The organism is Streptomyces sp. NPDC006365 (assembly GCF_042870755.1).
GTDB classification, from domain to species: domain Bacteria; phylum Actinomycetota; class Actinomycetes; order Streptomycetales; family Streptomycetaceae; genus Streptomyces; species Streptomyces xiangluensis.
The window spans coordinates 40,850-66,114 of sequence record NZ_JBIAHS010000033.1; the positions used below are offsets into that span (position 1 = coordinate 40,850).

General features: G+C 69.9%; 28 protein-coding genes and 1 pseudogene. 20 read left to right on the plus strand and 9 right to left on the minus strand.

The window, feature by feature from the left end; all coding sequences use genetic code 11:
- The first annotated feature begins 402 nt into the window (after window positions 1–402).
- From ACFYO0_RS45145 to ACFYO0_RS45180, 8 genes are all read left to right on the plus strand, one after another.
- Entirely contained in the window at window positions 403–672 is a 270-nt protein-coding gene (locus tag ACFYO0_RS45145; RefSeq protein ID WP_388687906.1) for a hypothetical protein, read from the plus strand.
- Window positions 665–2,197: a tetratricopeptide repeat protein gene (locus tag ACFYO0_RS45150; protein ID WP_388687908.1), complete on the plus strand. Its 1,533-nt coding sequence runs from the start codon at window positions 665–667 to the stop codon at window positions 2,195–2,197. Before ACFYO0_RS45145 ends, ACFYO0_RS45150 begins: the two co-directional genes overlap by 8 nt.
- Window positions 2,194–5,439 (plus strand): CHAT domain-containing protein, encoded by a 3,246-nt coding sequence (locus tag ACFYO0_RS45155; RefSeq protein ID WP_388687911.1) that lies wholly within the window; start codon window positions 2,194–2,196, stop codon window positions 5,437–5,439. Before ACFYO0_RS45150 ends, ACFYO0_RS45155 begins: the two co-directional genes overlap by 4 nt.
- Window positions 5,440–5,441: 2 nt before the next feature.
- On the plus strand, window positions 5,442–5,855 hold the full coding sequence (locus ACFYO0_RS45160; RefSeq protein WP_388687914.1) for a hypothetical protein: 414 nt from the start codon (window positions 5,442–5,444) through the stop codon (window positions 5,853–5,855).
- Window positions 5,852–6,817, plus strand: coding sequence for a hypothetical protein (locus ACFYO0_RS45165; protein WP_388687917.1), 966 nt, complete (start codon window positions 5,852–5,854; stop codon window positions 6,815–6,817). Before ACFYO0_RS45160 ends, ACFYO0_RS45165 begins: the two co-directional genes overlap by 4 nt.
- Window positions 6,818–6,930: 113 nt before the next feature.
- Complete coding sequence (locus tag ACFYO0_RS45170) at window positions 6,931–7,389, plus strand: tyrosine-type recombinase/integrase (protein ID WP_388687919.1); 459 nt, start codon at window positions 6,931–6,933, stop codon at window positions 7,387–7,389.
- Window positions 7,386–7,712, plus strand: coding sequence for a helix-turn-helix domain-containing protein (locus tag ACFYO0_RS45175; RefSeq protein WP_388687923.1), 327 nt, complete (start codon window positions 7,386–7,388; stop codon window positions 7,710–7,712). The genes ACFYO0_RS45170 and ACFYO0_RS45175 overlap by 4 nt, the downstream gene beginning before the upstream one ends.
- Window positions 7,709–7,861, plus strand: coding sequence for a hypothetical protein (locus ACFYO0_RS45180; RefSeq protein ID WP_388687925.1), 153 nt, complete (start codon window positions 7,709–7,711; stop codon window positions 7,859–7,861). Before ACFYO0_RS45175 ends, ACFYO0_RS45180 begins: the two co-directional genes overlap by 4 nt.
- 336 nt (window positions 7,862–8,197) lie before the next feature.
- Here ACFYO0_RS45180 and ACFYO0_RS45185 read toward each other — a convergent pair whose 3' ends face one another.
- Together ACFYO0_RS45185 and ACFYO0_RS45190 are read right to left on the minus strand one after the other, a co-directional pair.
- The gene (locus tag ACFYO0_RS45185) at window positions 8,198–8,575 is read right to left on the minus strand and encodes a hypothetical protein (RefSeq protein ID WP_388687928.1); all 378 of its coding nucleotides are present in this window, start codon (window positions 8,573–8,575) and stop codon (window positions 8,198–8,200) included.
- 403 nt (window positions 8,576–8,978) lie between these two features.
- A complete protein-coding gene (locus tag ACFYO0_RS45190) occupies window positions 8,979–10,013 on the minus strand; it encodes a LacI family DNA-binding transcriptional regulator (RefSeq protein WP_388687930.1) in 1,035 nt (344 codons plus the stop codon).
- Window positions 10,014–10,194: 181 nt separating this feature from the next.
- On the opposite strand from ACFYO0_RS45190, the gene ACFYO0_RS45195 reads away from it, so the two are divergent.
- The 5 genes from ACFYO0_RS45195 (at window position 10,195) to ACFYO0_RS45215 (ending at window position 14,270) form a co-directional block, all read left to right on the plus strand.
- Window positions 10,195–10,716: a hypothetical protein gene (locus tag ACFYO0_RS45195; protein WP_388687978.1), complete on the plus strand. Its 522-nt coding sequence runs from the start codon at window positions 10,195–10,197 to the stop codon at window positions 10,714–10,716.
- Complete coding sequence (locus ACFYO0_RS45200; protein WP_388687972.1) at window positions 10,611–10,979, plus strand: TIM barrel protein; 369 nt, start codon at window positions 10,611–10,613, stop codon at window positions 10,977–10,979. The genes ACFYO0_RS45195 and ACFYO0_RS45200 overlap by 106 nt, the downstream gene beginning before the upstream one ends.
- Window positions 10,980–11,099: 120 nt before the next feature.
- On the plus strand, window positions 11,100–12,119 hold the full coding sequence (locus tag ACFYO0_RS45205; RefSeq protein WP_388687933.1) for a sugar ABC transporter substrate-binding protein: 1,020 nt from the start codon (window positions 11,100–11,102) through the stop codon (window positions 12,117–12,119).
- 94 nt (window positions 12,120–12,213) lie between these two features.
- A complete protein-coding gene (locus ACFYO0_RS45210) occupies window positions 12,214–13,233 on the plus strand; it encodes a Gfo/Idh/MocA family protein (RefSeq protein WP_388687935.1) in 1,020 nt (339 codons plus the stop codon).
- 74 nt (window positions 13,234–13,307) lie between these two features.
- On the plus strand, window positions 13,308–14,270 hold the full coding sequence (locus tag ACFYO0_RS45215) for a sugar phosphate isomerase/epimerase family protein (protein WP_388687938.1): 963 nt from the start codon (window positions 13,308–13,310) through the stop codon (window positions 14,268–14,270).
- A gap of 63 nt (window positions 14,271–14,333) precedes the next feature.
- Here the strand turns inward: ACFYO0_RS45215 and ACFYO0_RS45220 are convergent, their stop codons facing one another.
- Window positions 14,334–14,636, minus strand: a complete 303-nt coding sequence (locus ACFYO0_RS45220; protein ID WP_388687941.1) for a hypothetical protein — start codon at window positions 14,634–14,636, stop codon at window positions 14,334–14,336.
- A 148-nt stretch (window positions 14,637–14,784) separates the two neighbouring features.
- Entirely contained in the window at window positions 14,785–15,261 is a 477-nt protein-coding gene (locus ACFYO0_RS45225; protein ID WP_388687942.1) for a transposase, read from the minus strand.
- 342 nt (window positions 15,262–15,603) lie between these two features.
- On the opposite strand from ACFYO0_RS45225, the gene ACFYO0_RS45230 reads away from it, so the two are divergent.
- From ACFYO0_RS45230 to ACFYO0_RS45240, 3 genes are all read left to right on the plus strand, one after another.
- The gene (locus ACFYO0_RS45230) at window positions 15,604–16,125 is read left to right on the plus strand and encodes a tyrosine-type recombinase/integrase (RefSeq protein ID WP_388687945.1); all 522 of its coding nucleotides are present in this window, start codon (window positions 15,604–15,606) and stop codon (window positions 16,123–16,125) included.
- Between the two features lie 9 nt (window positions 16,126–16,134).
- Entirely contained in the window at window positions 16,135–16,488 is a 354-nt protein-coding gene (locus ACFYO0_RS45235; RefSeq protein ID WP_388687947.1) for a helix-turn-helix domain-containing protein, read from the plus strand.
- A 1,338-nt stretch (window positions 16,489–17,826) separates the two neighbouring features.
- Window positions 17,827–18,987, plus strand: a complete 1,161-nt coding sequence (locus ACFYO0_RS45240; RefSeq protein ID WP_388687949.1) for a hypothetical protein — start codon at window positions 17,827–17,829, stop codon at window positions 18,985–18,987.
- A gap of 112 nt (window positions 18,988–19,099) precedes the next feature.
- On the opposite strand, the gene ACFYO0_RS45245 is transcribed toward ACFYO0_RS45240, so the two are convergent.
- Genes ACFYO0_RS45245 through ACFYO0_RS45255 form a run of 3 tightly spaced genes read right to left on the minus strand, consistent with a single transcriptional unit; the run spans window position 19,100 to window position 20,525 of the window.
- Window positions 19,100–19,339, minus strand: a complete 240-nt coding sequence (locus ACFYO0_RS45245) for a hypothetical protein (protein WP_388687952.1) — start codon at window positions 19,337–19,339, stop codon at window positions 19,100–19,102.
- 14 nt (window positions 19,340–19,353) lie between these two features.
- Window positions 19,354–19,809 (minus strand): hypothetical protein, encoded by a 456-nt coding sequence (locus ACFYO0_RS45250; protein ID WP_388687954.1) that lies wholly within the window; start codon window positions 19,807–19,809, stop codon window positions 19,354–19,356.
- A 44-nt stretch (window positions 19,810–19,853) separates the two neighbouring features.
- On the minus strand, window positions 19,854–20,525 hold the full coding sequence (locus tag ACFYO0_RS45255; RefSeq protein ID WP_388687957.1) for an SDR family NAD(P)-dependent oxidoreductase: 672 nt from the start codon (window positions 20,523–20,525) through the stop codon (window positions 19,854–19,856).
- A gap of 149 nt (window positions 20,526–20,674) precedes the next feature.
- On the opposite strand from ACFYO0_RS45255, the gene ACFYO0_RS45260 reads away from it, so the two are divergent.
- Both ACFYO0_RS45260 and ACFYO0_RS45265 read left to right on the plus strand, forming a co-directional pair.
- Complete coding sequence (locus ACFYO0_RS45260; protein WP_057577256.1) at window positions 20,675–21,367, plus strand: TetR/AcrR family transcriptional regulator; 693 nt, start codon at window positions 20,675–20,677, stop codon at window positions 21,365–21,367.
- 119 nt (window positions 21,368–21,486) lie between these two features.
- On the plus strand, window positions 21,487–21,750 hold the full coding sequence (locus ACFYO0_RS45265) for a hypothetical protein (protein WP_388687960.1): 264 nt from the start codon (window positions 21,487–21,489) through the stop codon (window positions 21,748–21,750).
- Between the two features lie 49 nt (window positions 21,751–21,799).
- Here ACFYO0_RS45265 and ACFYO0_RS45270 read toward each other — a convergent pair whose 3' ends face one another.
- Together ACFYO0_RS45270 and ACFYO0_RS45275 are read right to left on the minus strand one after the other, a co-directional pair.
- Window positions 21,800–22,126 (minus strand): transposase family protein, encoded by a 327-nt coding sequence (locus ACFYO0_RS45270; protein WP_388687962.1) that lies wholly within the window; start codon window positions 22,124–22,126, stop codon window positions 21,800–21,802.
- A gap of 127 nt (window positions 22,127–22,253) precedes the next feature.
- Window positions 22,254–22,412 (minus strand): hypothetical protein, encoded by a 159-nt coding sequence (locus ACFYO0_RS45275; protein WP_388687964.1) that lies wholly within the window; start codon window positions 22,410–22,412, stop codon window positions 22,254–22,256.
- A gap of 305 nt (window positions 22,413–22,717) precedes the next feature.
- Between ACFYO0_RS45275 and ACFYO0_RS45280 the strand changes: the two are divergent.
- Window positions 22,718–23,833, plus strand: a pseudogene (locus ACFYO0_RS45280) (MMPL family transporter); the annotation flags it as partial.
- 208 nt (window positions 23,834–24,041) lie between these two features.
- On the plus strand, window positions 24,042–25,037 hold the full coding sequence (locus ACFYO0_RS45285) for an MMPL family transporter (protein WP_388687966.1): 996 nt from the start codon (window positions 24,042–24,044) through the stop codon (window positions 25,035–25,037).
- Window positions 25,038–25,265 lie beyond the last annotated feature (228 nt).

The window sequence follows — 25,265 nt, forward strand, 5'->3', positions numbered from 1 at the left end:
GATGGCGTGGGCGCGTCGTGTCGCGCCGTTCGGCCCTTCGGTCGCCATCTGGACGACATGCGGGACACGCCTGCCGTCGTGGTACTGGGGGAGCGGGGATGCGGCAAGTCCGTCGCGTCGGCCCAAGAGCACACCCAACTCCTCGAAGCCGGGCTACCCGTCACGTTCCTGCACCTGAGTCTTCGACATCATGTCCGCTGTCACACGGCTACATCAGGACCGCCTCGGGCGGACGGGACCGGATGTGGTGCACATTGGCGTATGTCCAAGTCCTGTGTGGAGCACGAAACTTGGGATGTGGGCCCACGAGGCGGTTGGCGACGGCGAGGCAGGGCGCGGGACGAAGCGCACCCGTCCCAGGGGGAGTGGGAACGGAGCGCGGTCTTCGACTATCTCGCAACCATGGAGGGGGCTGGCCCGGATGACCGGATCTTCCCTGCCCTGGCCGCACTCCTGCGCGCCGGGAGCGCGCGCGAGGTGCTGGCCGTGGTGCGGGATGAGCCCGAACTGCTCGGTGACCGGGGGCAGGCCGGTCTCAAGCTGGTGGGAGTGTACGCGGCGATGATCGGCGCCCCGACGATGCTGGAGGTGATCCGGCAGCGTGCGGCCTGGGTGGATTTCCTCCGCAGCGCCGGGACGGATCCCGCACGGATGAGACTGCCGGATGAATGACGTGCCACGGCGGGCGTGGATCACGGGGACGCCGGAGCGGCTCCACGCGGCCCGGCGATGGCTTGACCGGGCGCCCGCCGACGGTCCGCACAGCCGTGTCTTCCCCCGCGCGGCGCAGGTGATCGGCGACGCCCTGGCCCGGCAGCGGATGCTCGACGCGGCGGAGAAGTGGCTGCGCGCCGCCGCCGACCACGGCGATGCGGTAGCCATGGGGGACCTTGGGTGCGCTCTGGTCGACGCGGGCCGTCCGGCCGAGGCAGAGAGCTGGCTGCGCCGCGCGGCGGACGAGGAGGATGCCGACGCGGTCTTCCACCTGGGCCGTCTGCTGTTGTTCTCGGGCCGTCAGGACGAGGCCCGGCCCTGGCTGGAGCGGGCCATCGAGAACGCTCCCGAGGCGGCCGGGCGACTGGTGGATGAACTGCGGTTGGTCGGTGCCCAGGACGAGGCCGACCGGTGGGAGCGCTATGCGGCGGAAGCCGGGGACATCGATGCGTCCGGTGCCCTCGCGCTCGCCGCGTCCGCCCGCGATGACCACCAAGAGGCTGAACGCTGGGCCGAGTGGGCCGGGCTGCTCGGCGACCCGAAGAACGCCCTGCTCCAAGCCCGCCTGGCCAAGGAGCGGGGCGACGAGGCCACGATGGTGCACTGGCTGGAGCAGGTGGCGGCCGGGGGCGACCTGGAGGCGAAAGCCGCTCTAGGGGCGCACTTCGTCGAGCGAGGCTTACTCGAGCGGGCCGAGGAACTGCTCGAACAGGCCGCCGAAGCCGGCGACACCCCCTCCCAGCTCCTGCTCGCCGCGCTGCTCTCCTCACACGGGCACCCGGACACCGCCGTGCGCTGGCTGGAACGAGCGGTCGCCGAGGGCGAAATCGACCAGGTCTACCCGTATGGCGAGGCGTATCTGGCCGGCAGCAACACCGAGGCGGCGGAGGCCGTCTGGCGGGCCTGCGCACAGCAGGGACACCCGGCGAGCATGCGGGACCTGGGGCAGGTCCTGCTGATGCGCAACGCCGACGAAGAGGCAGCCTTGTGGTTGCGTAAGGCTGTCACCACCGAACCCGGACTGCAGGACGCGCCGCTGATGCTGGGCATCACCGAAGCCCGGCTCGGCCGCACGGACGCGGCACGCCGCGCCTATCACCAGGCCGCCGCACAGGGCGATGGCCGGGGCGCCCACAACCTCGGTGTCCTGGCCGGAGAGGCGGGCGACAAGGGAGCCGAGCTGCGCTGGTACCACGAAGGCGCCCGCCTGGGCGCGGCCAGCTCCATGTACAACCTCCATCACCTGACCCGCTCGAGTGATCCGGAGACCGCGTTCCGCTGGCTGGTGCTCGCGGCGGCACACGGCCACGCCCGGGCAGCCTCCCGGGTCGCCGAGATCGAGGCCATGCGGGGACAACCGGCGGAAGCAGAACGCTGGTCGTCGCTGGCGAAGACGCTCAGCACCTCCCCTCCGGGTGCCGTCTCCGTCCCCCGCGGCGTTCCCGGCGGCTCGACCGGGGAGCCAAAGAGGCAGGACCCATGACCGAAGTGACCCTCGAAGCACTGCTGCACCTGGCGACCGCACAGCCGCTGCTCGATCCCGGCGCCGCGACGCGGGCGGTGTCGGCTCACCCTGTTGTCGCGCGGGCCGCCCAGCACATCGGCCAGGTGGAGAAGCAATACGACGAGGACGGGGATCCCAGCAGGCTGAAGGAAGCGCGCTGGATCTTCGAGAAGCTGCTCGGACATCCGGCCTGGGCCGATGAGTGGGCCTACGGCCGTGCCCTGCTGCTGGCGAAGGTCAGCGAGATGACACTGGAGAGCTTTCAGCTCACGGGCGACGAGAGGGAGCTGCGCAGGGCGGGAGAGCTCGCGCATCAGGCGGTCGACGCGGGGCGTCGCTGCGTGTCGCTGATGGGGAGTGAGGACGATGCCCGGGCGGCCTTTGGCACATTGGTGCAACGGCACGCGACGACTCCCGCCGCCGAGCCCCCGGACGAACTCATCGCGGCGATGCGTGACGAGCGGCGCATCCTCGCCTCGGTCCTGCCCACCGCGCTGCACGCCCTAGGCGGTCAGCTGACGGTCGCCTTCGATCACGGCGCCGAGCACGCCGTGATCGACGAGGCCGTCACCGTGCTCACCGAGGCGGAAAGCTCTTCCGCGGCCGCGGCGCAAGGCCCCCCCGACCGCAGCACGAGCTGCGTCCGGCTGACCGCGGCGCTCCTGTTGCGGTTCAAGCACTACGGAGACCCGGCCGACGCCGTAGCCATGGTCGACGTGGCACGCCGCGCCGTGGCGCACGACCGGTCAGCTGCTGCTCTGGACGCGCTCGGCTGCTGTCTGATCGCCCGCGCGGAACTGCCCGGGCACCAGCAGGACGCAGCCGAGGCGGTGGAGGTCCTGGAGGAGGCCGTGCGCCAGACGCCGGGGTCGCCGTGGGTGCGGGGCAACCTCGCTGTCGCGCTCGCCGGGCGGTACCGGCTGCATGGGGTGGTCCAGGATGCCGAAAGGTCACTGGCTCTGACGGAATCGGCCATGGCCGACATCCCGTCATCGGCCCCCGACCTCGCCCGGCTGCAGCAGAACGCGATGGGCATGCAGGAGGTCCTGAGAAAGCCCCGCCCTGCCATCGCCCCGAAAGGGCCGGCCGAACCGGACTCCGGCACCGACAGCGGCGTGGAGGCCGCCCGTCGGCTGCTCGCCATCACCCCGGCCGAGGCGCGCTCCCGCCCGGCCCGCCTCGGCAGCTTGGCCCACAGCCTATGCAAGCAGGCCGAACAGACACTCGATCTGAAAGTCCTGGCCGAGGCCGTCGAGACCGCCCAGCAGGGCGTCACTGCCGCTCCCGAACAGTCGGCCGACCGAGCCCATGTGTACGGCGCTCTCGGGCGGGCTCTCACCCTGCGCTACTGCCTGCTCGGCCGGGCAGCCGACCTCACCGAGGCTGAATCGGCCGCCCGAGAGGCTGTCGCCACCGCACCTCCGGCCGAGCGGGCCGAATGGCTGCTCGGCCTGGCGTCCGTGCTGAGCCTGCGAGCGGCCCGCCCGGACAGCGCAGCCGACGCCACGGACACCGCGAGCCGGACCTTCCGGGACGCAGCCGAGGCTGCCGAGCTCCAGCCGTCCGTACGACTGCGGGTCTGCCGGACTTGGGGGTTGTGGGCCGCCGAGCGCGCGGCCTGGCCGGAATCGGCCCAGGCGCTGACTCAGGCGCTCGATGCCGCCGACCGGCTCTACCGGATCCAGACCGCCCGCCCCCACCGCGAGATGTCCCTGGGACAGGCGCCTGCTCTCCACGCGGACGCGGCGGTGTCGCTGGTCGGCACCAACGACACGGAAGGAGCTCTCCGCGCGCTCGAACACGGCCGTGCCCGGCTTCTGGCCGACGCCCTGGCCTGCGACCGGTCCGCGCTCGACCGGCTGCGGGATGCCGGACACCCGGACCTGGCGGACGCCTTCCACGCCTCGGGGGTACGGCTGGCGGACCTGGAGAAGCTGTTCACCACGCAAGGACGCGCGGCCACCGACCCCGATGCCCTCAAGCGACAGCGAGCGGCGCAGGACGCCCAGCACGACATCGTCCGACGGATCCGGCAGGTCCCCGGATTCACCCAGTTCCTTGCCGCGCCCGACGTCGAGGATGTACGTGCGGCGGCCCGGAACCGCCCGCTGCTGTATCTCGCAGCGGGCGCACACGGCGCCATCGCCCTCGCGGTGGACCAGGCAGGCCGGATCACGGCACGACCGCTGGTCGGCGTCGACGCCGACCAAGTGTCGCTCCACGCGGCGGAGTTGGCCTCCGCCCAGTACACGCGCTCGATAGATCCCGAACGCTGGCGGCGCGTACTGGACCGGGTCACCCGCTGGCTCGGCGAGGCACTCTTCGTGCCTATCCTCGATCTACTGCCCCGCGACGGTGTGCTGGCCATCGTCCCGTACGGGCTGCTGGCACTGCTGCCCCTGCACGCCGCCAGGCTCCCGGACGTCGTGCCCCCGGACCCCCAAGGCGTTTCGCGGCCGCACTTCGTCGTTGACGTCTGCGCCCTGACGGTGGCCCCCAGCGCTCGGGTCCTCGCCGCGTGCTCGGCGCTCGCTGCACGACGCGTCGAATCCGACACGCTGCTCACCGTCGACGTCGGCGAGCGCAAGGACATGCCCCCACTGCCTCATGCCACAGACGAGGCTCGCGACGTACTCGCCCTGTGGGGACGTGGCCAGCGCCTCTCCGGCGAGGCGGCGACGGCCGCGCGGGTACGGGCTGCGCTCCCGGAACACCACGTCCTCCACTTCGCTTGCCATGGCCGGTCGGACGTCTTCGCCCCGCTCTCCGGGACCCTGTACCTCACCGGCACCGACACGGTCACCGTCCGGGACCTGCTGGACACCCGTGGCCTGCAGGCCCGGCTCGCGGTGCTGTCGGCATGCCAGACCGCCGTGATCGGGACACAGCTGCCGGAAGAGGCCATCGGCCTACCCGCCGCGATGATCCAGGCGGGCACGGCCGGGGTCGTCGGAACCCTGTGGGAAATCCAGGACGTGGCCAGCTCGCTGCTGGTACGCCGCTTCTTCGACCTGTGGCGGACCGGGGAGGAACCCGCCCAGGCACTGCGTGTCGCGCAACGCTGGCTGCGCGACACGACCAACGGCGAGAAGCGCGACGCCTATCCGGGCCTGACGGCCCTGCAACCGCCGTCCGACACGAGCTTGGAAGCGGGCTGGCGGGCGGCCCGCTCGCACGCCGCGCCCGACTACTGGGCTGCGTTCACCTACACGGGATGGTGACCATGGAACCGGCAGGCGAGCAGATACTGGAGGCAGGCCGGGCGATCCGCCCCTACCTGGTCGACCTCTTCCCTGAGCGGCCGGACACACACCGGGAACTGGACGTCTGTCTCGCCGCAGCACTCGCCCTGACGACCCGTGACGAGCAAGCCGCTGCTTCGGAGGTGAGCGCGCTGCTGCGTACCCACCCGGAAACCGCGCACTGGACCGCGAAGTTCGCAGCACACGGCGTCCCCGAGGATGCCGCCCGCCGAGGACACGGCCCCGGCGGCCTGGGCGAGCTGGTCATCGCGCCGCGTTACGCCTGCCCCGTAGACGACGACTACGTCTGGTACCGGCGCAGCGTCGGCGTCTTACCACCGCGCTGCCCCACCCACGACGTCCGAGTGCAGCCCGCGCCCCGGACCCCACGGTGATCACCAGCTTCTGGGCCGGTCTCACCGCCCGAGTCTCGGAACACGCCATCGGCCTGCTGCTCAGCCCCGCCTGCGGATTCTGGGCCGTCGGTGTCTGCGCCTGGCTGCTCACGGACCGTACGGCCGCCACCGTCTGGTGGGACCGTGCCGCCCAGCTCACCCCGGTCGGTCAACTCGCTGTACTCGTCGTCGTACTGTTGCTGATCGCGGCATCTGGCGTGCTGGCTGAGCAACTGGCCCGCGGAGCCCTGCTCGTACTCCAGGGCTACTGGCCGCGCACCCTGTCACCGCTCAGGAAACGGCTCGTCGCGCGCCAGTGGAGACGTAAAGAGACGTGGGACGAGCAATGGGCCGCGCTGTACACACAGATCGCCGAGGCGGCCCAAGACGAAGAGGACGGGGCGACAGCGGTGGACCCCTCCCTGCTCGACCAACTCCTCGTCTATGAACAGCGGTTGACGCAGATTCCCGGGCACCGGAGCCAGGTGATGCCCACGCGGCTCGGCAACGTCCTACGAGCCGGCGGAACCCGTGTCCACGACAAATACGGCCTCGACGCAGTGCGCTGCTGGCCCCCACTGTGGCTGCTGCTTCCCGAGGAGACCCGCACGGAGGTCGCCGGGGCCAAGACCGAACTCGACCTGATAGCGCTCTGGTGGACATGGACAGTCCTGCTGGCCGTCTGGACGGCGCTCACCCCGTGGGCCCTTCTCCTGGCCGCTGTCGGCAGCCTGCTCGCCCGTACCGCACTGATCGCGAGCGCAGTGCGGTACGCGGATCTCGTGGGAGCCGTCTTCGACATACACCGAGACCTGCTCTATCAGGCACTGGGAAGGCCCCGTCCGGCAGCGCCGCAGGACGAGATCATCGCAGGCCGTGAGCTGACGGCTGCCCTCCTGCGCGGACCGGCGCTCGCACCGCCCCCACCCACAGACGGCGGTCACCCCGCCAGACCGAGCTGACAGACCAGGCACACGATGTAGAGCCAGATGAACTGGGGTTGCGTCCTGGGAAGTGGTGTACGGGTTCGACCTGATACGGGGGTTTTGCTCCGGCATGGATGGTGCCCGCATAAATGAACGGCCACCGGCTGATCTTCGAGATGTCGAAGCTCGAAGGAGATCAGCACGATGACCGCACCATTCAGTCTGCCCCTGCACACCCTCGCCGAGGACAACCTCGCCGCGGCGAGTCCCGATCTGCTGCGCGCGATGGTCAAGCCGGGCGGCACCCCGCTCTGTGGGTCACCGAGCGGGTCGGCCGGCTGTCCCCGCGGTCGATCAACGAGGCATGCGTCGCCGCCCGCCGGGACGCCGACCTCGATGAGGACCTCGACCTGCACTGCCTGCGGCACAGTTGGATCACACACGCGACCGAATTCGGCTATCCGGCCCGGTTCGTACAGGAAAATGTCGGCCATTCCCACGCATCCACCACGGCGATTTACATGTGGGTCTCCAACGAGTACCGCAACACCGTGCTGGAGGCTTCCTTGAAGAACCGACTGGGCGACTACTGGGACGTGACACCGTGATCAAGAAGATGGGGTACCAGTGGCAGCTGCGGCAGCTTATGGCCGAGCGGCAGATGTTCCAGACCTCCGATCTGGTGCCGCTGCTAGCCGAACGCGGCATCACGCTCTCCCGTGAGCAGGTCTACCGGCTGGTGACTCAGGTCCCGCAGCGGATGAGCATGGACACCCTCGTCGCGCTCTGCGACATCCTGGAATGCACCCCGAACGACCTGATCAAGCCCGAGGTGGTCAACGTCCAGGTCCGCAGGACCGCCGACGGTGAGACGGGACCGGCGCCGAGTGCTCCGCGGCGGACCGTCATCCGCCGTCCCGGGCGCTTGTGAACACTCGACGGGTCAGGCCCTCCGAGGCGGCCGCCCGGCACGAACTTGCTGTAGTGCGCGGCCGGCTCGTCGCTCTCCTGCGGCGCATCGTCGGCCCCAGGCTGACGACCAAGGCGGCCCAAGCGATCCTGGCGAAGGCCAAGGCATAGAGCCAGCAGATGACACGCGAACTCGACGCTCACATAGCCGGGCCCCCGACGCACTGCCCGCCTCGTCCCCGTACTGCAGGGACCCCTGCCCAGGCTCCTGCAGACGCTGGAGGCGGCCGGCCACGGCGATGCCGTCACCCCAGCTCGCCTGCGCGATCTGCGGCCGCGCCGGACGTAAACTCCCGCGCCCCACGCCGCAAGGCCGGGCATGTGACTGGTGGGTCAGCCGGACCGCGCTCCGGCCGTGCTCACGCTGCGGAGAAAACGGACACATCGTCATGCGCTCGGAAGAGAATGGGGCGATCTGCCGCTCCTGCTACGAGCATGAACGCCGATTCACCGGCCCGTGCGCCGACCAAAGACCTGCCCGCCACACACATAGAGATCATTCGGCCCTTCGCCGAGTGGTTCGTCATCCGCGACGCGCGCCGACGCGCAGACCGCGGCCGCTGCTCGCTCAACGCCTCCAGTGCCGATCGCAACGAGATCCGCGCTGCGATCGAGTTCATGCAGTGGATCGACAGCCAGCAGATCCAGCTCACCGACCTCACACAGTCCCACCTCGACGTCCGGCTCGCCCAGGCCAAGACCTCCCAACGGCGCGCGAACGCCGCCTTCATCAGGTGGACGAACAAGCGCGGCCTGACCCAGGACCTCGAGTATCCCGGACGCCCGACGACGATGCCGGTGCTCTTCCTCGACGACGAGGAACACGAGGGCCAACTCCGTCGCGGCCTGACGGATGCCTCACTGCCTGTGGAATTTCCGGATCGTCGGCGTCTTGATCCGGCTCTACGGCCTGCCCCTCATCCGCATCGTCCACATGGACGACCGACGGCTTCCACCAAGACGAGCGCGAGCCTACTTCACCTTCGACAAGAACCCTGTGCTCCTGCCGCCGACGCCGGCTCGTCTCATCGAGCAGCAGATCGCCACAGGCCGGTTGCGTGCCGCCTGGGGCCGCTTGCCACCGGCGGGCATCCCGAACTCCTGCTACCTGGCCATCCCGCTAGCCACCCTCGCAGCCCACAGGCGCTGTCGGGACAAGCTGCGGGTGGTCCCGTGGGGTCGCGGTGGAACTTCGACCAGATCGAGCCGGGACGTGGAGCAGCGCGGGTCAGGAGCGGCAAGGTGCCCTGGTGGTGCTTCGTATGACGAGGTGTGGTGTGACGACGACTTCTCGTTCGTCGTCCGTCGCCCCACCCTCCAGCCGGGCGACGGCCCGGCTCACGGCCCGGCGCGCCAGCTGGCGGGCTTCTTGCCCGACCGTGGTGAGTTGGACGTGGGCGAGGCGGGCGAGGTGGCTGTCGTCGAAGCCGACGACCGAGATCTCGTCGGGCACAGGGATACGGGCGCGCAGGAAGGTGTCGAGGACGCCGATGGCGCAGTGGTCGTTGAAGGCGAGGACGGCGGTGGGGCGGGTGGCCTCGGCGAGGAGTGTTCGTGCGGCTGCGGCGCCGTGGTCCTCGGTCAGCCCGCCCGGCACGAGGCGGATGCGGTCGGTGAGGCCGTGGTGCTTCATGGCCGACTTGTAGCCGCGGCGCCGGTCGGCCGCGCCCGGCGCCCTGCCCCCGTCGATGTGGACGATGTCGCGATGGCCGAGTGCCACGAGGTGGTCGACCGCCTGGCGGGCGCCCTCGTCGTCGGCCGCGCGGACGACGTCCACGCCGTCCGCGAGCGGACGCAGCCGCCGGGCCACGGAGACGACCGGCAGCTGAGCCCCGAGTTCCGCCAGCCGGGCCACCGGGACATGGGGGCTGAGCAGGATCAACGCCTCGCAGCGGTCGGCAAGCAGCGTCTCCACCGCCTCCTGTTCGCTGCGGCTCGCGGCGACGGCGCTGAGCGCGATCTGATAGCCGGCCGCCCCCGCCGCGGCGTAGAGCGCCTCAACCATGTCGGCGTGGAAGGGCTGTTGCAGGTCGAACTGCACTCCCACCAGGTGCGAGCGGCTGCTGCGCAGGAGGCGTGCCCTGCTGTCCGGCCGGTAGCCGATCTCCTGCGCGGCCCGCAGCACCCGCTCGCGACTTGCCGCGCTGGGCCCCTTGGCACCGCGCATGACCATGGAAGCAAGCGGCACGGAGACACCTGCCCGCGCCGCGAGGTCGCTGAGCGTCGGCCGCTTTCCGTCCGGGACGGCAGATCGCGATGGCACCGTCGGCCTTCCTGGTCGAGGGTCTTCTCGGAGGTGATCGTAGACCGAGCCAAGCAGGACACGCACTGGTCAACGTTGCTACAACGTTATAAATCAAATGTCTGCACAAACCCTTGACAGGCTTCCCGGTGCCTGGCGTACTGCTCCTGTTCTCTTAGAACGTTATAAGTCTGGAGCTGCGATGTACACGTTGGCGGTCTGTGCCGAGATGGTCTTCCGGGACCTGCCGATCGAGGAGCGGGCCCGGCGCATCCACGAGGCTGGCTTCCAGGCCGAGATCTGGGACTGGACCCGGCACGACCTGAGCGCACTGGCCCAGACCCCCGCCGAGTTCTCCTCGATGACCGGCTACATCCGCGGCACCCTGACCGACCCGGACGGCGCAGCCGAACTCCTGCGCACAGCCGAGGAGTCGATCAAGGCCGCCGAGCATCTCGGCTGCCCCCGACTCAACCTGCACGGCACCGGCCTGGACCGCGAGGGCCTGCCCATGGTGCCGGTGACCGGCGAGGCCACCGGCGAGATGTGGATCAACGCCCACCGCACGCTCACCCCCGCCTGGCCGAACTGGGCGAAAGCGCGGGCGTCACCTTCACTCTGGAGAACCTCAACACCGCCGTCGACCACCCCGGTGTCCCGTTCGCCACGGCCGCCGACGTCTTCTCCCTGGTCGCGGCAGTTGATCGGCCCGGTCTGCGGATGAATCTGGACCTGTACCACGCCCAGATCGGCGAGGGAAACCTCATCGAGCTTGTCCGCCGCGCGCATGGCGACGGGCTGATCGGAGAGATCCAGGTCGCCGACGTGCCCGGCCGCCGTGAACCCGGCACCGGAGAGATCAATTATCCGGCCGTCGCACGCGCCCTTGCCGACCTCGGTTACGACGGCACGGTCGCCCTGGAGGCATGGCCCTCCGGCGACAGTCACACCGCCATGGAGCGGTTCCGCGCCGCGTTCACCGTCTGATCCCCATCCCGAGCCGCAGCGCCGGCCACCCAAGAACTCCCCGCCCGATCCACAACGGGATGTGTTGTGTCCCGCCGGTGGATCACCCCTTCCCGCAAGTCAGCACAGTGAGGTGCCGAAATGAACCGCTCGCTTCCCTCCCGCTCTCGCAGATTCACCATCTTCGTGGCCATGGCTGCCAGCGCAGTCCTTACGGTCGCCGGCTGCACCAGCAGCTCGGGCGGCAAGAAGTCGGAGGAGAGCGCCGGTGGCGTCTCCGCAGGCGAGGCCACCACGCCCCGCATGACGATCGCGATGATCACCCACGCGGTCCCCGGCGACACGTTCTGGGACACCATCCGCAAGGGCGCCCAGGCCGCGGCTGCGAAGGACAACATCAAGCTGGTCTACTCCTCCGACCCGAACGGGGGCAACCAGGCCAACCTGGTGCAGAACGCGATCGACCAGAAGGTCGACGGCATCGCCGTCACCCTCGCCAAGCCCGATGCCATGAAGGGCACCGTGGCCAAGGCGGTGCAGGCCGGTATACCCGTGGTCGGCTTCAACTCCGGTGTGGACGACTGGAACAAGCAGGGCCTGCTCGAGTACTTCGGCCAGGACGAGACCGTCGCGGGCGAGGCGGTCGGGAAGAAGCTGAGTTCCCTCGGTGCCAAGAAGATCGCCTGTGTCATTCAGGAACAGGGCCAGGTCGCCCTCGAGGCACGCTGCGCGGGCGTCAAGAAGGGCTTCTCGGGCACGACGCAAAACCTGTTCGTCAACGGCGCCGACATGCCGTCCGTGCAGTCGACCATCACCGCCAAGCTCAAGCAGGACCCTTCCATCGACTACGTCGTCACCCTCGCCGCCCCGGTCGCGCTGACCACCACACAGGCGGTGTCCGACGGCGGCAGCAAGGCCAAGGTCGCCACCTTCGACCTCAACAAGGAACTCGTGAAGGCGATCCAGGGCGGCAGCATCGAGTTCGCCGTCGACCAGCAGCCCTACCTGCAGGGCTACCTGGCGGTCGACTCCCTCTGGCTCTACAAGAACAACGGCAACTACAGCGGCGGTGGCGTGGCGCCTGTGCTGACCGGCCCGGCCTTCGTCGACAAGTCCAATGTCGCCGCCGTCGCCACGTTCGCGGCCAAGGGAACACGGTGACGCCTGCGACCCGGGTCACGGCCGGACCCGTGTGGGTTCGGCCGGCCCACGGCTGACCGTCACCGCCGCCCCCCACCCCCAGGCAAGGAATCGCATGACCCACCACGCCTCTGTAGGAGTCGCCGTGATCGGCGCCGGCCGCATGGGAGCCGACCACGTACGCCGTATCAGCGAGGTGACCAGCGGCGCCCATGTGGCCGCCGTCGTCGACGTCGACATCGATCGCGCCAAGGCGCTTGCCGCCGACATCGACGGATGCGCGGCCTATGGCGACGTCGCCGAAGCGATGGCCTCACCCGACGTCGACGCCGTAGTGCTCGCCTCCCCGGGCGTCGCCCACGAGGCGGCCCTGCTCACCGCGTTCGAGTACGACCTGCCCGTCCTGTGCGAGAAGCCCCTCACCCCCGACGCCGCCTCCGCCCTGCGCGTGCTGGAGGCCGAGCAGCGGCTCGGGCACCGCCGGGTGCAGGTGGGCTTCATGCGCCGCTACGACCACGAGTACATCAAGCTCAAAGCGCTGCTGGACAGCGGGGAACTGGGCCGACCGCTGATGCTGCACAACCGGCACCGCAACCCGTCCTGTCCGCCGGACTTCACCAGCGCCATGCTCATCAACGACTCCGTGACCCACGAGATGGACATCACCCGCTGGCTGCTCGGCCAGGAGATCACCTCCGTCACCGTCATGCGGCCGCGGCCCTCCGGCAACGCGCCCGAAGGACTGGCCGATCCCCAGTTCGTCGTCTTCGAAACCGACGGCGGCGCCCTGGTCGACGTCGAGATCTACGTCAACGCCCGCTACGGCTACCAGGTCCAGGCCGAGGCGGTGTGCGAGCACGGCACCGCCCGCATCGGCGACCGGCACGACATGCTCGTCAGCACCGGCGGACGCTGGGGCGGCACGGTCACCCCCGGCTTCGTCGAGCGGTTCGAGGAAGCGTACGACCGCGAGGTCCAGGCATGGGTCGACGCCACCCGGCGCGGCGAGGTCACCGGCCCCAGCGCCTGGGACGGCTACGCCGTGGCCGCGGTCTGCGAGGCGGGCATCCGCGCCCAGACCGAGGGCCGCCGCGTCGAGGTGGAACTCGCCGACCGCCCAGCCCTCTACATCTGACCCCTACCACCGGCACACCGAACCAGCGGGGAACGACCACTCCCCGCCCGATCACACCGCAGACGGGACGCATCATGAAGATCGGTCTGAACACCGACAGCGTCGGGCAGCTCACGCTCGACGAGACCCTGGACCTGGCCGCCGAACTCGGCCTGGACCACGTGGAGTTCGCCACCGGCGCCTGGTCCACGGCCCCGCACATCGACATCGACCGGCTTCTCGACAGCGACGGCGCGCGCCGTGAACTGCTGGCCAAGGTCGCCGACCGAGGGCTCACGATCAGCGCCCTTACCTGCTCGGGCAACCCCCTGCACCCCGGGCCCAGCGGCCGCGAGCACGACCAGGTCGCGCGCGGGACGATCGCTCTCGCTCCGCTCCTCGGCGTCGACCGCGTGGTGATGATGTCCGGGCTGCCGGGCGGACCGGGCGACGCCAACCCCAACTGGATCACGGTCTCCTGGCCGCCGGAGACCACACAGATCCTCGACTGGCAATGGTCCGAGGTCGTACTCCCGTACTGGCGAGACCTCGTCGCCCACTCCCGTGACCGGGGCGTACTCAAGCTCGCTCTGGAGATGCACGCCCACCAGGCGGTCTACAACGTCCCCACCCTCCTGCGCCTGCGCGAGGAGGCAGGGCCCGTGGTCGGGGCCAACTTCGACCCCAGTCACCTGATGTGGATGGGTGCCGACCCGCTGGCCGCCATCGAGACCCTGGGCGAGGCGATCTACCACGTGCACGCCAAGGACACCCGGCTGGAACCCTCCCGGCAGGCGCTGACCAGCAGGCTGGAGACGCTGCCGGTCATGGCCGCCAAGGAACGCTCCTGGAACTACGTCACCCTCGGCTACGGCCACGACGACGCGTTCTGGCGCGCTTTCTGCCTCGCCCTGCGCCGAGCCGGCTACGACGACGTCCTGAGCATCGAGCACGAGGACGTTCTTGTGGCCCCCGTCGAGGGCGTCACCAAAACCGTCGACCTTCTGCGCCGCGTCACCCTTCGCGAACCCAGCTCCTACAAGCCCCAGGAGATCTGAGCCGTCCGAAGTCGCACGCACGGACACGATTTCCGCGCGGCTGGGTCCGCCAGGCCGAGGCTGTCAATCCCCTCGAATCGTGGAGACCTTGCTATGCAGCCGGCCGGTGCCGTCACGTTGGCGGATGTAGGGGTTTCTGGCGGTGCGTGCCAGCGCCCCGCCGATACCGGTGCGCCCGCCGCCGTCCGCGTCCCGGCCCGCGGGGTCGAGCTCCTGGAGGACGCAGTCCTCAAGGTGTCCGCCGTGGTCTCCAGCATCCTGGGCGTCTCCGGCCGGGCCATGGTGGAGGCCCTCGCCCGGCGAACACGACCCGCACACCCGTAGCTGCCGGATCTGCTCCGGCAGCACGCCCATCAACAGCGCCACGGCGAATGCGCCGACACCCCGCCCGTGGCGTCGGTACCCAGCACCGACAAAGACCGTGCGGCCGGCAGCTCACTGCGAAGTCATGCCTCCGTCGAGCACCGCCCGCACAGGGCAGGGCTCCGTCGTTCTCGCGATCGGTCCGGAATGATCACGCGAGTCCGAGGGTTGCCACCGGCCGGGCCATGTCCCGCCCGTGATGGCGCAGGCCCTCGGCGATGTTGTCCCGCCCCGCCAGACGGAGCGCGCCGATGGCCAGGTTCCGCAGGGAGGCCATCGCCCGCGGTGCACTGCCGCTCCGCACTCGCGAGGCATCCTCCCCGAACGTCACATCTCTGACGTGGTGCTCACGATTCTCGATAGCCCAGTGTCCGCGAACGCGTTCCGCAAGGTCAGCAGCGCCGGCCTGGTACGCCGTCAGACTCGTGATCGCGTAGACGCGTTCGACCGACACCCTTCCGGTGCGCACTGTGCGCCGCCGGCGGACGATCTGTAGTGCCTGGTCGGCGTGCGGGAACGGCTGACAGTCCGCGCTCATCCCGAAGGGGGTGTTCCGGTCGAGGTCGGTGGCGTTCGGCTGCGGATCGGCCCCGGCACGGTGGCGCCTTGAGCCGGCGGATCTCGTCACGGCCGTGCGCGGTGGCCCGGGTGCGGTCCAGCAACGGCACCTCCTTCCATGGCAGGTCCTTCACCAGCGCGTGCAGGCTCGGGCCGGTGCGGTGGTGACCTTTGGGCCGCAGGAGTGCGAACTGCGGTTCGGCACGCACCCGGTACAGATCTGCCACGAGTGGAACACCGCTGCCCATCTCGTTGACTACGAGGGAGAGGCGAGCCGTCGGCCGATGACGCGGGAGGAGATCCAGCTCTTTCTCGACTACGCCGACGCTCAGGTCGACCGCGCCATCAGACTCGGCCGAAAGGGTGCGCTTGCCGCCTACCGGGATGCCACGGTCTACAAGGTCATCTACGGGTGGGGGGGCTGCGGTGCACGGAGGCGTCGAAGCTCGATCTCGCCGACTGGTACCGCAATCCCAAGGCCCCGGAACTGGCCCGGTTCGGATCCCTCCACGTCCGGTACGGCAAGAGGTCGAAGGGTTCGCCGCCGAAGCGACGGACGGTCCTCAGCGTCATGCCCTGGGCCGTGGACGCGGTTGACGACTACGTCGCCAACATCCGTCCGCGCTACCGGACTTCGGCCGGAGCGGCCCTGTGGCCGACCGAGCGCGGCGGACGGCTTCAGGCCCGGGAGATCGAGGACCGCTTCGCCGAGTACCGCGATGCTCTCGGCCTGGAGTCCAGCCTTGTGCCGCACTGCCTGCGGCACAGCCACGTCACCCACCAGATCGAGGACGGCGCGGACCCGGCGTTCGTCCAGCGGCAGGTGGGGCACCGCTTCGCCTCGACAACCGCGCTCTACACCGGCGTGAGCAGCGACTTCATGAACACGATGATGCGCAAGGTCTTGGACAAGGCCCTGCACAACGGCCAGTAGGGAGAATGCGTGATGGCTAGCCTGGACTATCAGTGGCATCTGCGGGAGGTCATGGCCACCCGCGGCATGTACTCCACCACCGACCTTCGCCCGCTGCTGGCCGAGCGAGGTATCGACCTGTCACCCAGCCAGGTCTACCGGTTGGTCGTGGAGCGTCCCGAGCGGTTGAGCCTCAAGACGCTGATGGCTCTGCTCGACATCCTCGGTTGCTCGATGGAAGACCTCATCGAGCCGGTGGCGGCCCGGGCCTCCGGCAGGAAGACGGCGACCGCCGGCAGGGCGGACAGCGCACCAGCGGGGCCAGCAGCAGGGCTTGGTGACTTCCGGCCCAAGCGTGCTCGCATCGTTCCCACGGAGGAGTAGTCCGTGGACGAGTCTCTCCCACGGCACGCCTTCGAGCCGGAGTCCGTGATCGCGGAAGCGGTCTGTGCCATCGAGCCAGATCTTGATCAGGGCCTGGTCGAGAAGGTGGTCACCGACACGTTCCGCCACAGCCCGCAGCGAAGGCAGCTCGCCCTGTTGCTCCAGCAGGACCCCGCCTGGCTGACGGATGGTCGGCCGGAGTTCCCTCCGGTTGTGGAACGGCTTGTACAGGCCCTGCGTGAGCGCGGTGCCCAGCATGTCCAGCCACCACTGTGCGGAATGTGCGGCCAGCCCCGGCGTCTGAAGGGCAAGGCTCCGGACAGCGACGCTCGGATCTGCGGGCGATGCGCCGACCGCCGATGGCGCTATGCCAACCCGTGCGCCATCTGCGGCCGGCCCGAAGTACGGACTCGCGACCGCCAGGGTCGCCCGCGATGCCGGTTCCACCCACCTGACGGCGGCGCCGATCCGGTTGGGTTGATGTGTCGACTGATCCAGCAGGTGTGCCCTGCCATGTCCGACAGGGCCATCACCGATGCCGTCCGCAGCGTCGAACCGGTAAGTGCCAGACAGCGGCAACTTCTGTGGGCCCTGGAGGACATTCCCGACCTGTTGACCGGCCAAGGCGCGCACGGCCCCGCGAAGACCCTGGCCCTGATCGAAGCCCTCAGAGAGCGCGGCGCCGAGAACTTGGTGATCCCGCCGTGCCCGCAATGTGGCCGAAGCGCCCCCCTCTCCAACGTTCGTGACGGGATCCGCTGCTGCTACGACTGCCGCAGGGCCTTGGACGCGGAGCCATGCCACCGCTGCGGACGGACACGTCCGGCGATGGGTCGCACGCACGACGGCCGCCCCCTGTGCGACTCCTGCCGCTACCACAACCCCGTCACCCACCAGGTGTGTTCGAGGTGCGGGGAGCGTCGGTACATCCAGGCCCGGGACGGCGACCAGCTGCTGTGCGAACGTTGCCATCAGCTTCCGACTACCGTCTGCTCCGACTGCGGCGGGGAGCGCCCCTGCCTTCATGCCGCCACCGACGCGCCCTTGTGTGAGTCGTGCAAGAGGAAGCGACGCAAGCGCGAGGTGTGTGTCGTCTGCCAGCGTGAACACATCGTCAGCTACCGGACCGCGGATGGAGACCCGATGTGCACCGGGTGCGGTGCCACGCCTCAGCCGTGCGCCGTGTGCGGAAGAGTCATGCGGATCCATGCCCGTACACCGGACGGCGACGGCCTCTGCGGGACCTGCTGGAACAAGCCCCCGGCCAACCGCCAGCCCTGCCGCGAATGCGGTACGACTACCCGGCTCCACCACCGCGGTCTGTGCCCCGGATGCGCAGTGCGCCACCGACTCCACGAGATGCTCAGCGTCGACGGCCGCATGCGTCCCGATCTTGAGTCCGTGTTCCACGCCTTGTTGCAGCAGCAGCCCGTCAGCCTGCTGGCCTGGCTCACCCGTCGGCCGGGCCGCGCGACCGTCCTGCACGCTCTTGCCGCCGGACACGGACCTGTCACCCACAACACGCTGGACCAGCTCCGCCCGACCAAGGTCGTCGAGAACCTCCGGATGCACCTCGTCGTCGGCGGAGCCCTGCCGCCACGCGACGAGCGGCTCTCCACCTTCGAGCGCTGGCTGCCGGGCAAGATCGCACAGGTAGATGTGCCGGAGAGCCGCAAGGTGCTGCACGCGTACGCCGCCTGGCACCTGCTGCGCCGACTGCGTACCGTCTCGCGCCGCCGCCGCTTGACCCACGGGCAGGTCCACGGTGCCCGCGCCTACGTCACGCAGGTGATCCAACTGCTCAACTGGCTCAGCAGCCAGAACACCCCGCTCAGCGCATGCTCCCAGGACCTCATCGACGCCTGGCTGGACGAGAACCCCGCCCGCGGCCCGCGCGTGCAGGGCTTCCTCGTCTGGACCAGCCGTAAGGGCCACACCCGGCAGCTGGCCGTGCCCCTCGGCACCCCCGCTTTCACCGGCCAACTCATTGCCCAAGACGCCCGCTGGAGCCTGGTCAGCCGCCTCATCCACGACGAGGAGATTCCGATCGTGGACAAGACCACCGGCCTCCTCGCTCTGCTCTTCGCACAGCAGCCCCACCGCATCGCAGAACTGACTACCGACGACGTACACGTCACCGCCGATGCGGTGGCGCTGCGGCTCGGCAGCATCCCGGCCCAGATGCCTCCGCCTCTGGACGAACTCCTGCTCGCCCTTCACGCCGACGCGATGGCGGGCTCCACCGCGGCCGAGCGCTGGTTGTTCCCTGGCCGATACCCAGGCCGGCCCCTCAGCCGCAGCCAGGTGATGCGCAGACTGCACGCTCTCGGCATCCGGCCCCGGATGGCACGTAGCACCGCGCTGGTCGAGCTGGCCTCCGAACTGCCTGCCGTGGTCGTCAGTCGCCTGCTCGGCATCCATCAGACCACCGCCGATACCTGGAAACGCATCGGCGGCCAAGACAACACCTACGCCGCCGAGATCGCTCAACGCGGCTGACGACCGGCTCAGGCCTCGGGGCTGGCGCTCGGAGGTCCGGACAAACCGGGAGCGGACGGCCATGCCCTAGCCGGAGTGCGAGCCGCGGGTCCGGCGCAGTCGAGTCACCGGGTCAACTCGGATTGCACTGCCGCGAATGCCTCGTCCAGATGGCCAGCGACCCATGGCGTTCCAGGCTGCTCCAGATCTCGATGGGCAGGCGCAGTGTGCCGACTCCGGCCATGGCGACCAGCCGGAGTGCCTGCTGCCGTTCAGGGTCCGGCCGGCGGTCGGCCGGGGCCTCGGTGATGATCCGCTCCTGGCGCTCATGGTGGGAGTGCTTGCGGGCGAGAAGGGTCTCCGTCGACCGCATCAGCCGGTCGAGTGCTACCGGCCTGGCCGCTCGGGCTCCATCCGGAAGCAGACCAAGCGGGTCTTCGCGGCGGCCGTGCGCAGCTCGTCGCCGGTGGGCTGCCGGTCGCCTGGGAGGCCGAGCATCAGCCCCTTGGCGGCCTTGGGCCCTTTGCGCCGGCCGAACTCACCCAGCAGGGCGGCGACTTCCTCAGGGTCCTCGACGACCGTCGGGACGGCGCCGTGGTCCTGACCCCGGATGCGCAGGCGGACGGCGGACCCTTGGCGCATGCTGGGGATCCAGCCGAGCTGGGAGGACATGGCGAGCACCGTGCCGGGATCCCAGTCGAAGTAGCCGATGGGGACCGTGAATTGGCGGCCCGTCCTGTGCCCTTTGTACGTGAGCAGCATCAGGCGCCCGCTCAGCGGCTTGTGGAAGCGGGAGGCGAGCAGCGGCCGTATGACCTTGTTGGCGGCTCGGAAGATCTTCACCAAGGATGGCCTGGCCGTGTTCGCAGCGGGCGTGCCGGAGGTGCTCACCAGATGCCGCCGGGGACGGTGTGGACGATCTCGGCCTGGTCGCGCTTGGTGTAGGCGTCCCAGTAGTGCTCGGCGATGGTCTCGGGCTCGGTGCCGGGACCGCTGCCGATGAACACCCCGATCGCCACGTGCGCGGTGTGCACTCCGCGCTCGGCGAGGTCGATGCCCAGGGCCATGGCGTAGTTGCGCAGGGCCGCCGCCGCGACGCCGACGCTGCCGAACGCGCCGCCGAGCGGCCGGACCGAGGAGGCGCCCGTGGAGAACAGCAGGGTGCCACTGCCGCGTTCGAGCATGGCGGGCAGCACCTGACGGACCGCGGCAACCGCTCCGTACAGGTAGTAGTCGAGCTGCTTCTGGAGGTCCTGCGCCGTGGCGTCGACGGCGGCGGCGCCGACGAACGTGGGGTCGGCGGGCGAGTACTCCAGTACGTCGACGGCCCCGAGCCGGTCGGCGACCGCGGTGAGCGCCGACTGCAGCGAGTCGGGACGCGTCACGTCCGCGGCGAAGCCCGCGGCCTCGATGCCCTCCTCGGCGAGCCGCGCGGCGAGCGCGTCGAGCTTGTCCTGGGTCCGGGAGACCAGGGCGACCTGGAAACCCTCCCTTCCGAAGCGGCGGGCGATGGACAGGCCCAGGCCGGGGCCTGCTCCGATGACGGCGATGACGGGCATGGGTGGTGCTCCTGTGGTCGGACGGGCTGGTCGGATGAAGGGCGCCTCCCGCCACGTCAGCGGTCAGGACTGAAAGTCGAGGGCAGCCTCATGTTCTTGGATCGTAGCAGAGAACATGAGGCATCCCTCCGGTTGGTAGCCTGAGTGACATGGCCATCGACCGTCCGTCCGCCTCCGCCGGGAACCCGGCCCCCGTCCGCCCCCTGCGGCGCGACGCGCAGCGCAATCGCGAGGCCCTGCTCACCGCGGCCCGCTCCTGCTTCGCCGAGCAGGGCATGGAGGCACCCCTGGAGCAGGTGGCAAAGCGGGCCGGGGTGGCCATCGGCACGCTGTACCGGCACTTCCCCACCCGGCTGGACCTGGTGCAGGCAACCTTCGCCGGGAAGCTGGCCGTCTGGCGGGAGGCCGCCGAGAAGGCCGTCACCATGGATGACGCCTGGGCGGGGCTGTGCCACTTTTTGGAGACCATGTGCGAACTCCAGTCACAGGACCGGGGGTTCAACGACCTGGCCTCCATACGGTTGCCGGAGAGCGCCTGCCTGGCAGGCGCCCAGACCCGCATCCGCGAACTCGGCGTACACATCGTCGAGCGTGCGCAGGAGCAGGGCAGCCTGCGCCCCGACCTCACCCCCGAGGACCTTGCCTTCGTCATCTGGTCGCACAGCCGCGTCACCGAGGCCACCCACGCCATCGCCCCGGACGCCTGGCGCCGCCACCTCTACCTTCTGCTCGACGGCTTCCGAACCGACCGCGCCCACCCGCTACCGGCACCGCCGCTCACCGAGGAGCAGCTGTACCGCGCCATGATCAGCCTCGGCGGAAACGGGGCCTGCGGCGCCTGACCGTCGGGACGCGCGTTGTCCCAAGGCGCCGCGGGAGCCCCTTCCCGGCGACCAGGCCGAGCCGGTACGCGTTCCGTCCCCGCGACGCAGAATTCGTGGAGGCGCTTGGTGACCTCCGCGTGCACCGGCGACACGGCGCGCTCGAAGGCCGCGTGCTGGTCTCCCTGCCGACCATGCTGGTGGCCTTCGCCCGCTACAGCCGCGACGGCAGCTTCGCCGTCCTCGGCGCCAACATCCGCTGCACCACGATCATGGCCGCAGGCTCCATCGCCGGCGCGGTGCTGGGCGGCCTGCTTCTGGGGATGTTCCCGAACCTGGTGCTGATTCCGCTGCTGGCCGTGATCCTGCTCGTCTCCGCGGTCAAGCTCGCCCGTCACGACTGACATCGGGCGGTAGCACAGCACCGCATTGCGCAACTTCTGATAGCCGGAACTACCAGCAGCGCACGGTCGCCTCGCTGGGCGCCCGGCAGGGTCGGTCGAGATCGCGCAGTACAGCGCCGCAGCAAAACAACAGGCGATCAGGGGCATCGGCGGCCCACTCGGCGATCGCGGTGAGGGACTTCGCTCCGGCCAGGACCACGCAGGCGGCCAGGGCCAGGACGTACGGCAGCGGGTGGCGGCGCCCCCGGCGGCGGCGTGGATCAGGCAGGACGTGCAGCCGGGCCAGCAGATCGGGCAGTTCGTCGGGCCAGGCCGGATCGCAGCCCGCGAGTTGGCCCAGCCCGGCGGGAATGGGTGGTGATGACGCAGCAGGCACGGTCTTCCGTTGTGGTGATCAGCGAACTCGACACTCCGTGATCACCGGAGGCCGTGCCTGCTCGCGTACCTGCCGAGCTTCAACGAACCACCATCAGGGTCAGGTGGGCGCATCACACCCATAACAGCTACGTCGGGCCGACCGCGAGAACGGCGGAGCCATGGGGCGGCACCGCGGCATCATCCGCGAAGTAACCCCAGTGGTCAGCGCGCCCCGGGGTGAACACTCCGTCGCCGAGCAGCGACAGCACTGCCGGGCCCTTCGAGGTCAGGAGTCTCAGCCCCATCCCGCAACCAAGCTTTGCACCGACACAGTACCGACCGGACAGTGACTCGCAGGTCATGAACGAAGACCGCGTTGTCGTCACCGTGCTGGGTCCGCTCGGCCGCCTGCGCGTCGACATGCAGGGCCGCATCGACGAGGTCGAGCGGATCCTCAAAGAGACCGAATAGGGCTCCGGGGCGCCGGACGCACCGAAGAAGGACTCTGGGCCGACGAGCGGCAACTCGTCGGCCCAGTCACGGAAGGCGCTCCCTCTCGCCGCAGGCGAGTTCTCACAGGCACACACTTCCCTGGAAAGGACAATAGGTCATGCCAGGCAATGGCAAGTCGAGCCCCCACGAGGCGGTCGACACTCCCCGCGGCACGCTGGTCGAACGGATCACCGGATGGTCGGTACGCCACCGAAAGACCGCGATCGCGGGCTGGTTCGCCCTGGTCGTCGTCGCCTTACCGGCCAGCGCCCTGGTGCAGGGTGACGAGGCTCTGACGACCGACCCCGGTGAGTCGGGGCGTGCCCAGGAGGCGCTGTGCGCGCAGCAGACGGTAGTACCCGCTAGGGAGAACGTGCTGGTCCAGCCGCGCGACGCCGACAGTGGCGCCCGGTTCTCCTCCCCGGAGATCCAGGCGGCGGTCAGCGACCTGGTGCGGACCCTGAAGAGCGAGTCCGCGGCGGTGACCGACGTCCGTTCGCCGCTGGAGGAGGGCAACGACGGCCTTGTGTCCGAGGACGGCCGCTCCGGCCTGGTGGTCTTCGAGGTCAAGGGGCCCGAGGAGGAGTTGGGAACCCACTTCGACACGGCCTTCGAGACCGTCAGCTCCGTCCAGGAGCGCCACAAGGACGTGTGGGTGGGCGAGGTCGGCGACATGAGCATGCAGGCCGCGGTGGACAACGCCTACGACGACGACTTCCAGCGTTCCGAAGTCATCGCATTCCCGCTGACCCTGGTCATCCTGCTCTTCGTCTTCGGCGCGCTTATCGCGGCGGGCGTCCCGCTGCTGCTCTCGGCGAGTGCCGTGCTCGCCGCCCTCGGATTCCTCCAGGCGCTCGGCCATGTGATCCCCATCAACGGCACCGCCTCCTCCATGGTGCTGCTGATCGGTATGGCCGTCGGGATCGACTACTCCCTGTTCTATTTGCGCCGGGAGCGCGAGGAGCGCAACCAGGGGCGGGGCTTCCAGGAGGCCCTGCGGATCACCGCCCGCACCTCCGGCTACGCCGTGGTGATCTCCGGTGTCACCGTGATGCTCTGCCTGTCCGGCCTGTTCCTGACCGGCATGGACGTCTTCCGCGGGCTGGCCGTCGGCACCACCATCGTCGTGGGCCTGACCGTGATCGGGTCTCTGACCGTGCTGCCGGCTCTGCTGTCAGTGCTGGGCCACCGGGTGGACAAGGGGCGCATCCCGTGGCTGGGCCGCCGCCGCACGGCAGCGGGAGAGTCGCGGGCCTGGGCGGCCGTCGCCCGCGCCGTGGTGCGCCGCCCGCTGGTGTGGGGCAGCGCCGCGCTGATCGCCCTGCTTGCCGTCGCGTTCCCGGCGACGGGGATGCGCCTGCAGGATCCGACGATCACCGACAGCCTGCCGCACTCCATCACCACCGTCGAAACGGTGCTCCGCATGGACACGGCCTTCCCTGGTGGCCCGTCCCCGGCAAGGGTCGTCGTCTGGGGCGACAAGGTGGACGACCCCGCTGTGCGCGACGCCGTCGACGCACTGCCGCGAGAAGGCAGCCGACACGGACGGACAGCTGGGCACCCCGATCACGACCACGCCGGTTGGCGACGCACTCGTGGTGAAGGTGCCGCTCGCCGGTTCGGGAACCGACGAAACGTCCAACCGCGCCCTGGAGACGCTCCGCCAGGACGTCCTGCCCGAGACCCTGGGCAAGGTCGACGGCATCGAATACGCGGTGAGCGGCAAGACGGCCCAGCCCTACGACTTCACCAGGGCGCTGAACGACGCCACGCCCGTCGTCTTCGGGTTCGTGCTCGCCGTGGCCTTCATCCTGCTGCTCGTCTCCTTCCGGTCACTGGCCGTCCCCGTCCTCTCGATAGTCCTCAACCTGCTGTCGATCACCGCCGCCTACGGCGCGGTCACCTGGGTCTTCCAGGACGGTCACCTGGGCTCGCTGCTGGACTTCACGTCGTACGGCGGGGTGACCAGCTGGCTGCCGCTGTTCATGTTCGCGCTGCTCTTCGGCCTGAGCATGGACTACCACATCTTCATCCTGAGCCGGATCCGGGAACGGCGGCTGGCGGGCGAGCAGCCGCGGGAGGCGGTCGTCACCGGGATCGCGACGAGTGCCGGCGTGGTGAGCAGCGCGGCCGTCATCATGGTCGCCGTCTTCAGCATCTTCGTCACGCTGTCCGCCATCGAGTACAAGATGCTCGGCGTCGGGATGTCACTGGCGATCATCATCGATGCCACGATCGTGCGCGGGGTGCTGCTCCCGGCGGTCATGGCCCTGCTGGGCCGGTACACCTGGGCTCTTCCGGGCTGGCTGCACTGGCTGCCAGGCGGCAAGGCCGAGGCCGTCCCCGAGCAGACCCGTGTGCCCAGGCCCGCGGTGCGCGTGGCCGCCCCGGCGCCCACCGAGGACACGACCGTCGGCACGCCGCGGTCCCGCGGCTGAGGCGGCGGAAGCGGCGGAGCGAGAGCGCTCGCTGCTCGGCCGCGGCCGCGGCCGCGGTGGCCGGCCCGTCCTGTGTTCCCAGATCCCTGGCGGGGTCCGGCAGGAGATCTATGCTCGCCTGGTCGTGCACCATTGCCACCCGGGGCCTGCTCAACGAGGCGGGGCGGCTCTATTGGTGGGTCTGGGCAGGTAGGTGACCTTGCAGCCTGTATCGCGGGCGACGGTGAG

What these genes read in the sequence shown, in the direction of transcription:
- ACFYO0_RS45245 (WP_388687952.1), bottom strand. Translation starts at nt 19,339, where the DNA reads ATGCGGTCGACGGAGACCCTTCTCGCCCGCAAGCACTCCCACCATGAG.
- ACFYO0_RS45150 (WP_388687908.1), top strand. Translation starts at nt 665, where the DNA reads ATGAATGACGTGCCACGGCGGGCGTGGATCACGGGGACGCCGGAGCGG.
- ACFYO0_RS45205 (WP_388687933.1), top strand. Translation starts at nt 11,100, where the DNA reads ATGAACCGCTCGCTTCCCTCCCGCTCTCGCAGATTCACCATCTTCGTG.
- ACFYO0_RS45275 (WP_388687964.1), bottom strand. Translation starts at nt 22,412, where the DNA reads ATGGGGCTGAGACTCCTGACCTCGAAGGGCCCGGCAGTGCTGTCGCTG.
- ACFYO0_RS45260 (WP_057577256.1), top strand. Translation starts at nt 20,675, where the DNA reads ATGGCCATCGACCGTCCGTCCGCCTCCGCCGGGAACCCGGCCCCCGTC.
- ACFYO0_RS45210 (WP_388687935.1), top strand. Translation starts at nt 12,214, where the DNA reads ATGACCCACCACGCCTCTGTAGGAGTCGCCGTGATCGGCGCCGGCCGC.
- ACFYO0_RS45160 (WP_388687914.1), top strand. Translation starts at nt 5,442, where the DNA reads ATGGAACCGGCAGGCGAGCAGATACTGGAGGCAGGCCGGGCGATCCGC.
- ACFYO0_RS45195 (WP_388687978.1), top strand. Translation starts at nt 10,195, where the DNA reads ATGTACACGTTGGCGGTCTGTGCCGAGATGGTCTTCCGGGACCTGCCG.
- ACFYO0_RS45215 (WP_388687938.1), top strand. Translation starts at nt 13,308, where the DNA reads ATGAAGATCGGTCTGAACACCGACAGCGTCGGGCAGCTCACGCTCGAC.
- ACFYO0_RS45155 (WP_388687911.1), top strand. Translation starts at nt 2,194, where the DNA reads ATGACCGAAGTGACCCTCGAAGCACTGCTGCACCTGGCGACCGCACAG.
- ACFYO0_RS45145 (WP_388687906.1), top strand. Translation starts at nt 403, where the DNA reads ATGGAGGGGGCTGGCCCGGATGACCGGATCTTCCCTGCCCTGGCCGCA.
- ACFYO0_RS45255 (WP_388687957.1), bottom strand. Translation starts at nt 20,525, where the DNA reads ATGCCCGTCATCGCCGTCATCGGAGCAGGCCCCGGCCTGGGCCTGTCC.
- ACFYO0_RS45170 (WP_388687919.1), top strand. Translation starts at nt 6,931, where the DNA reads ATGAACGGCCACCGGCTGATCTTCGAGATGTCGAAGCTCGAAGGAGAT.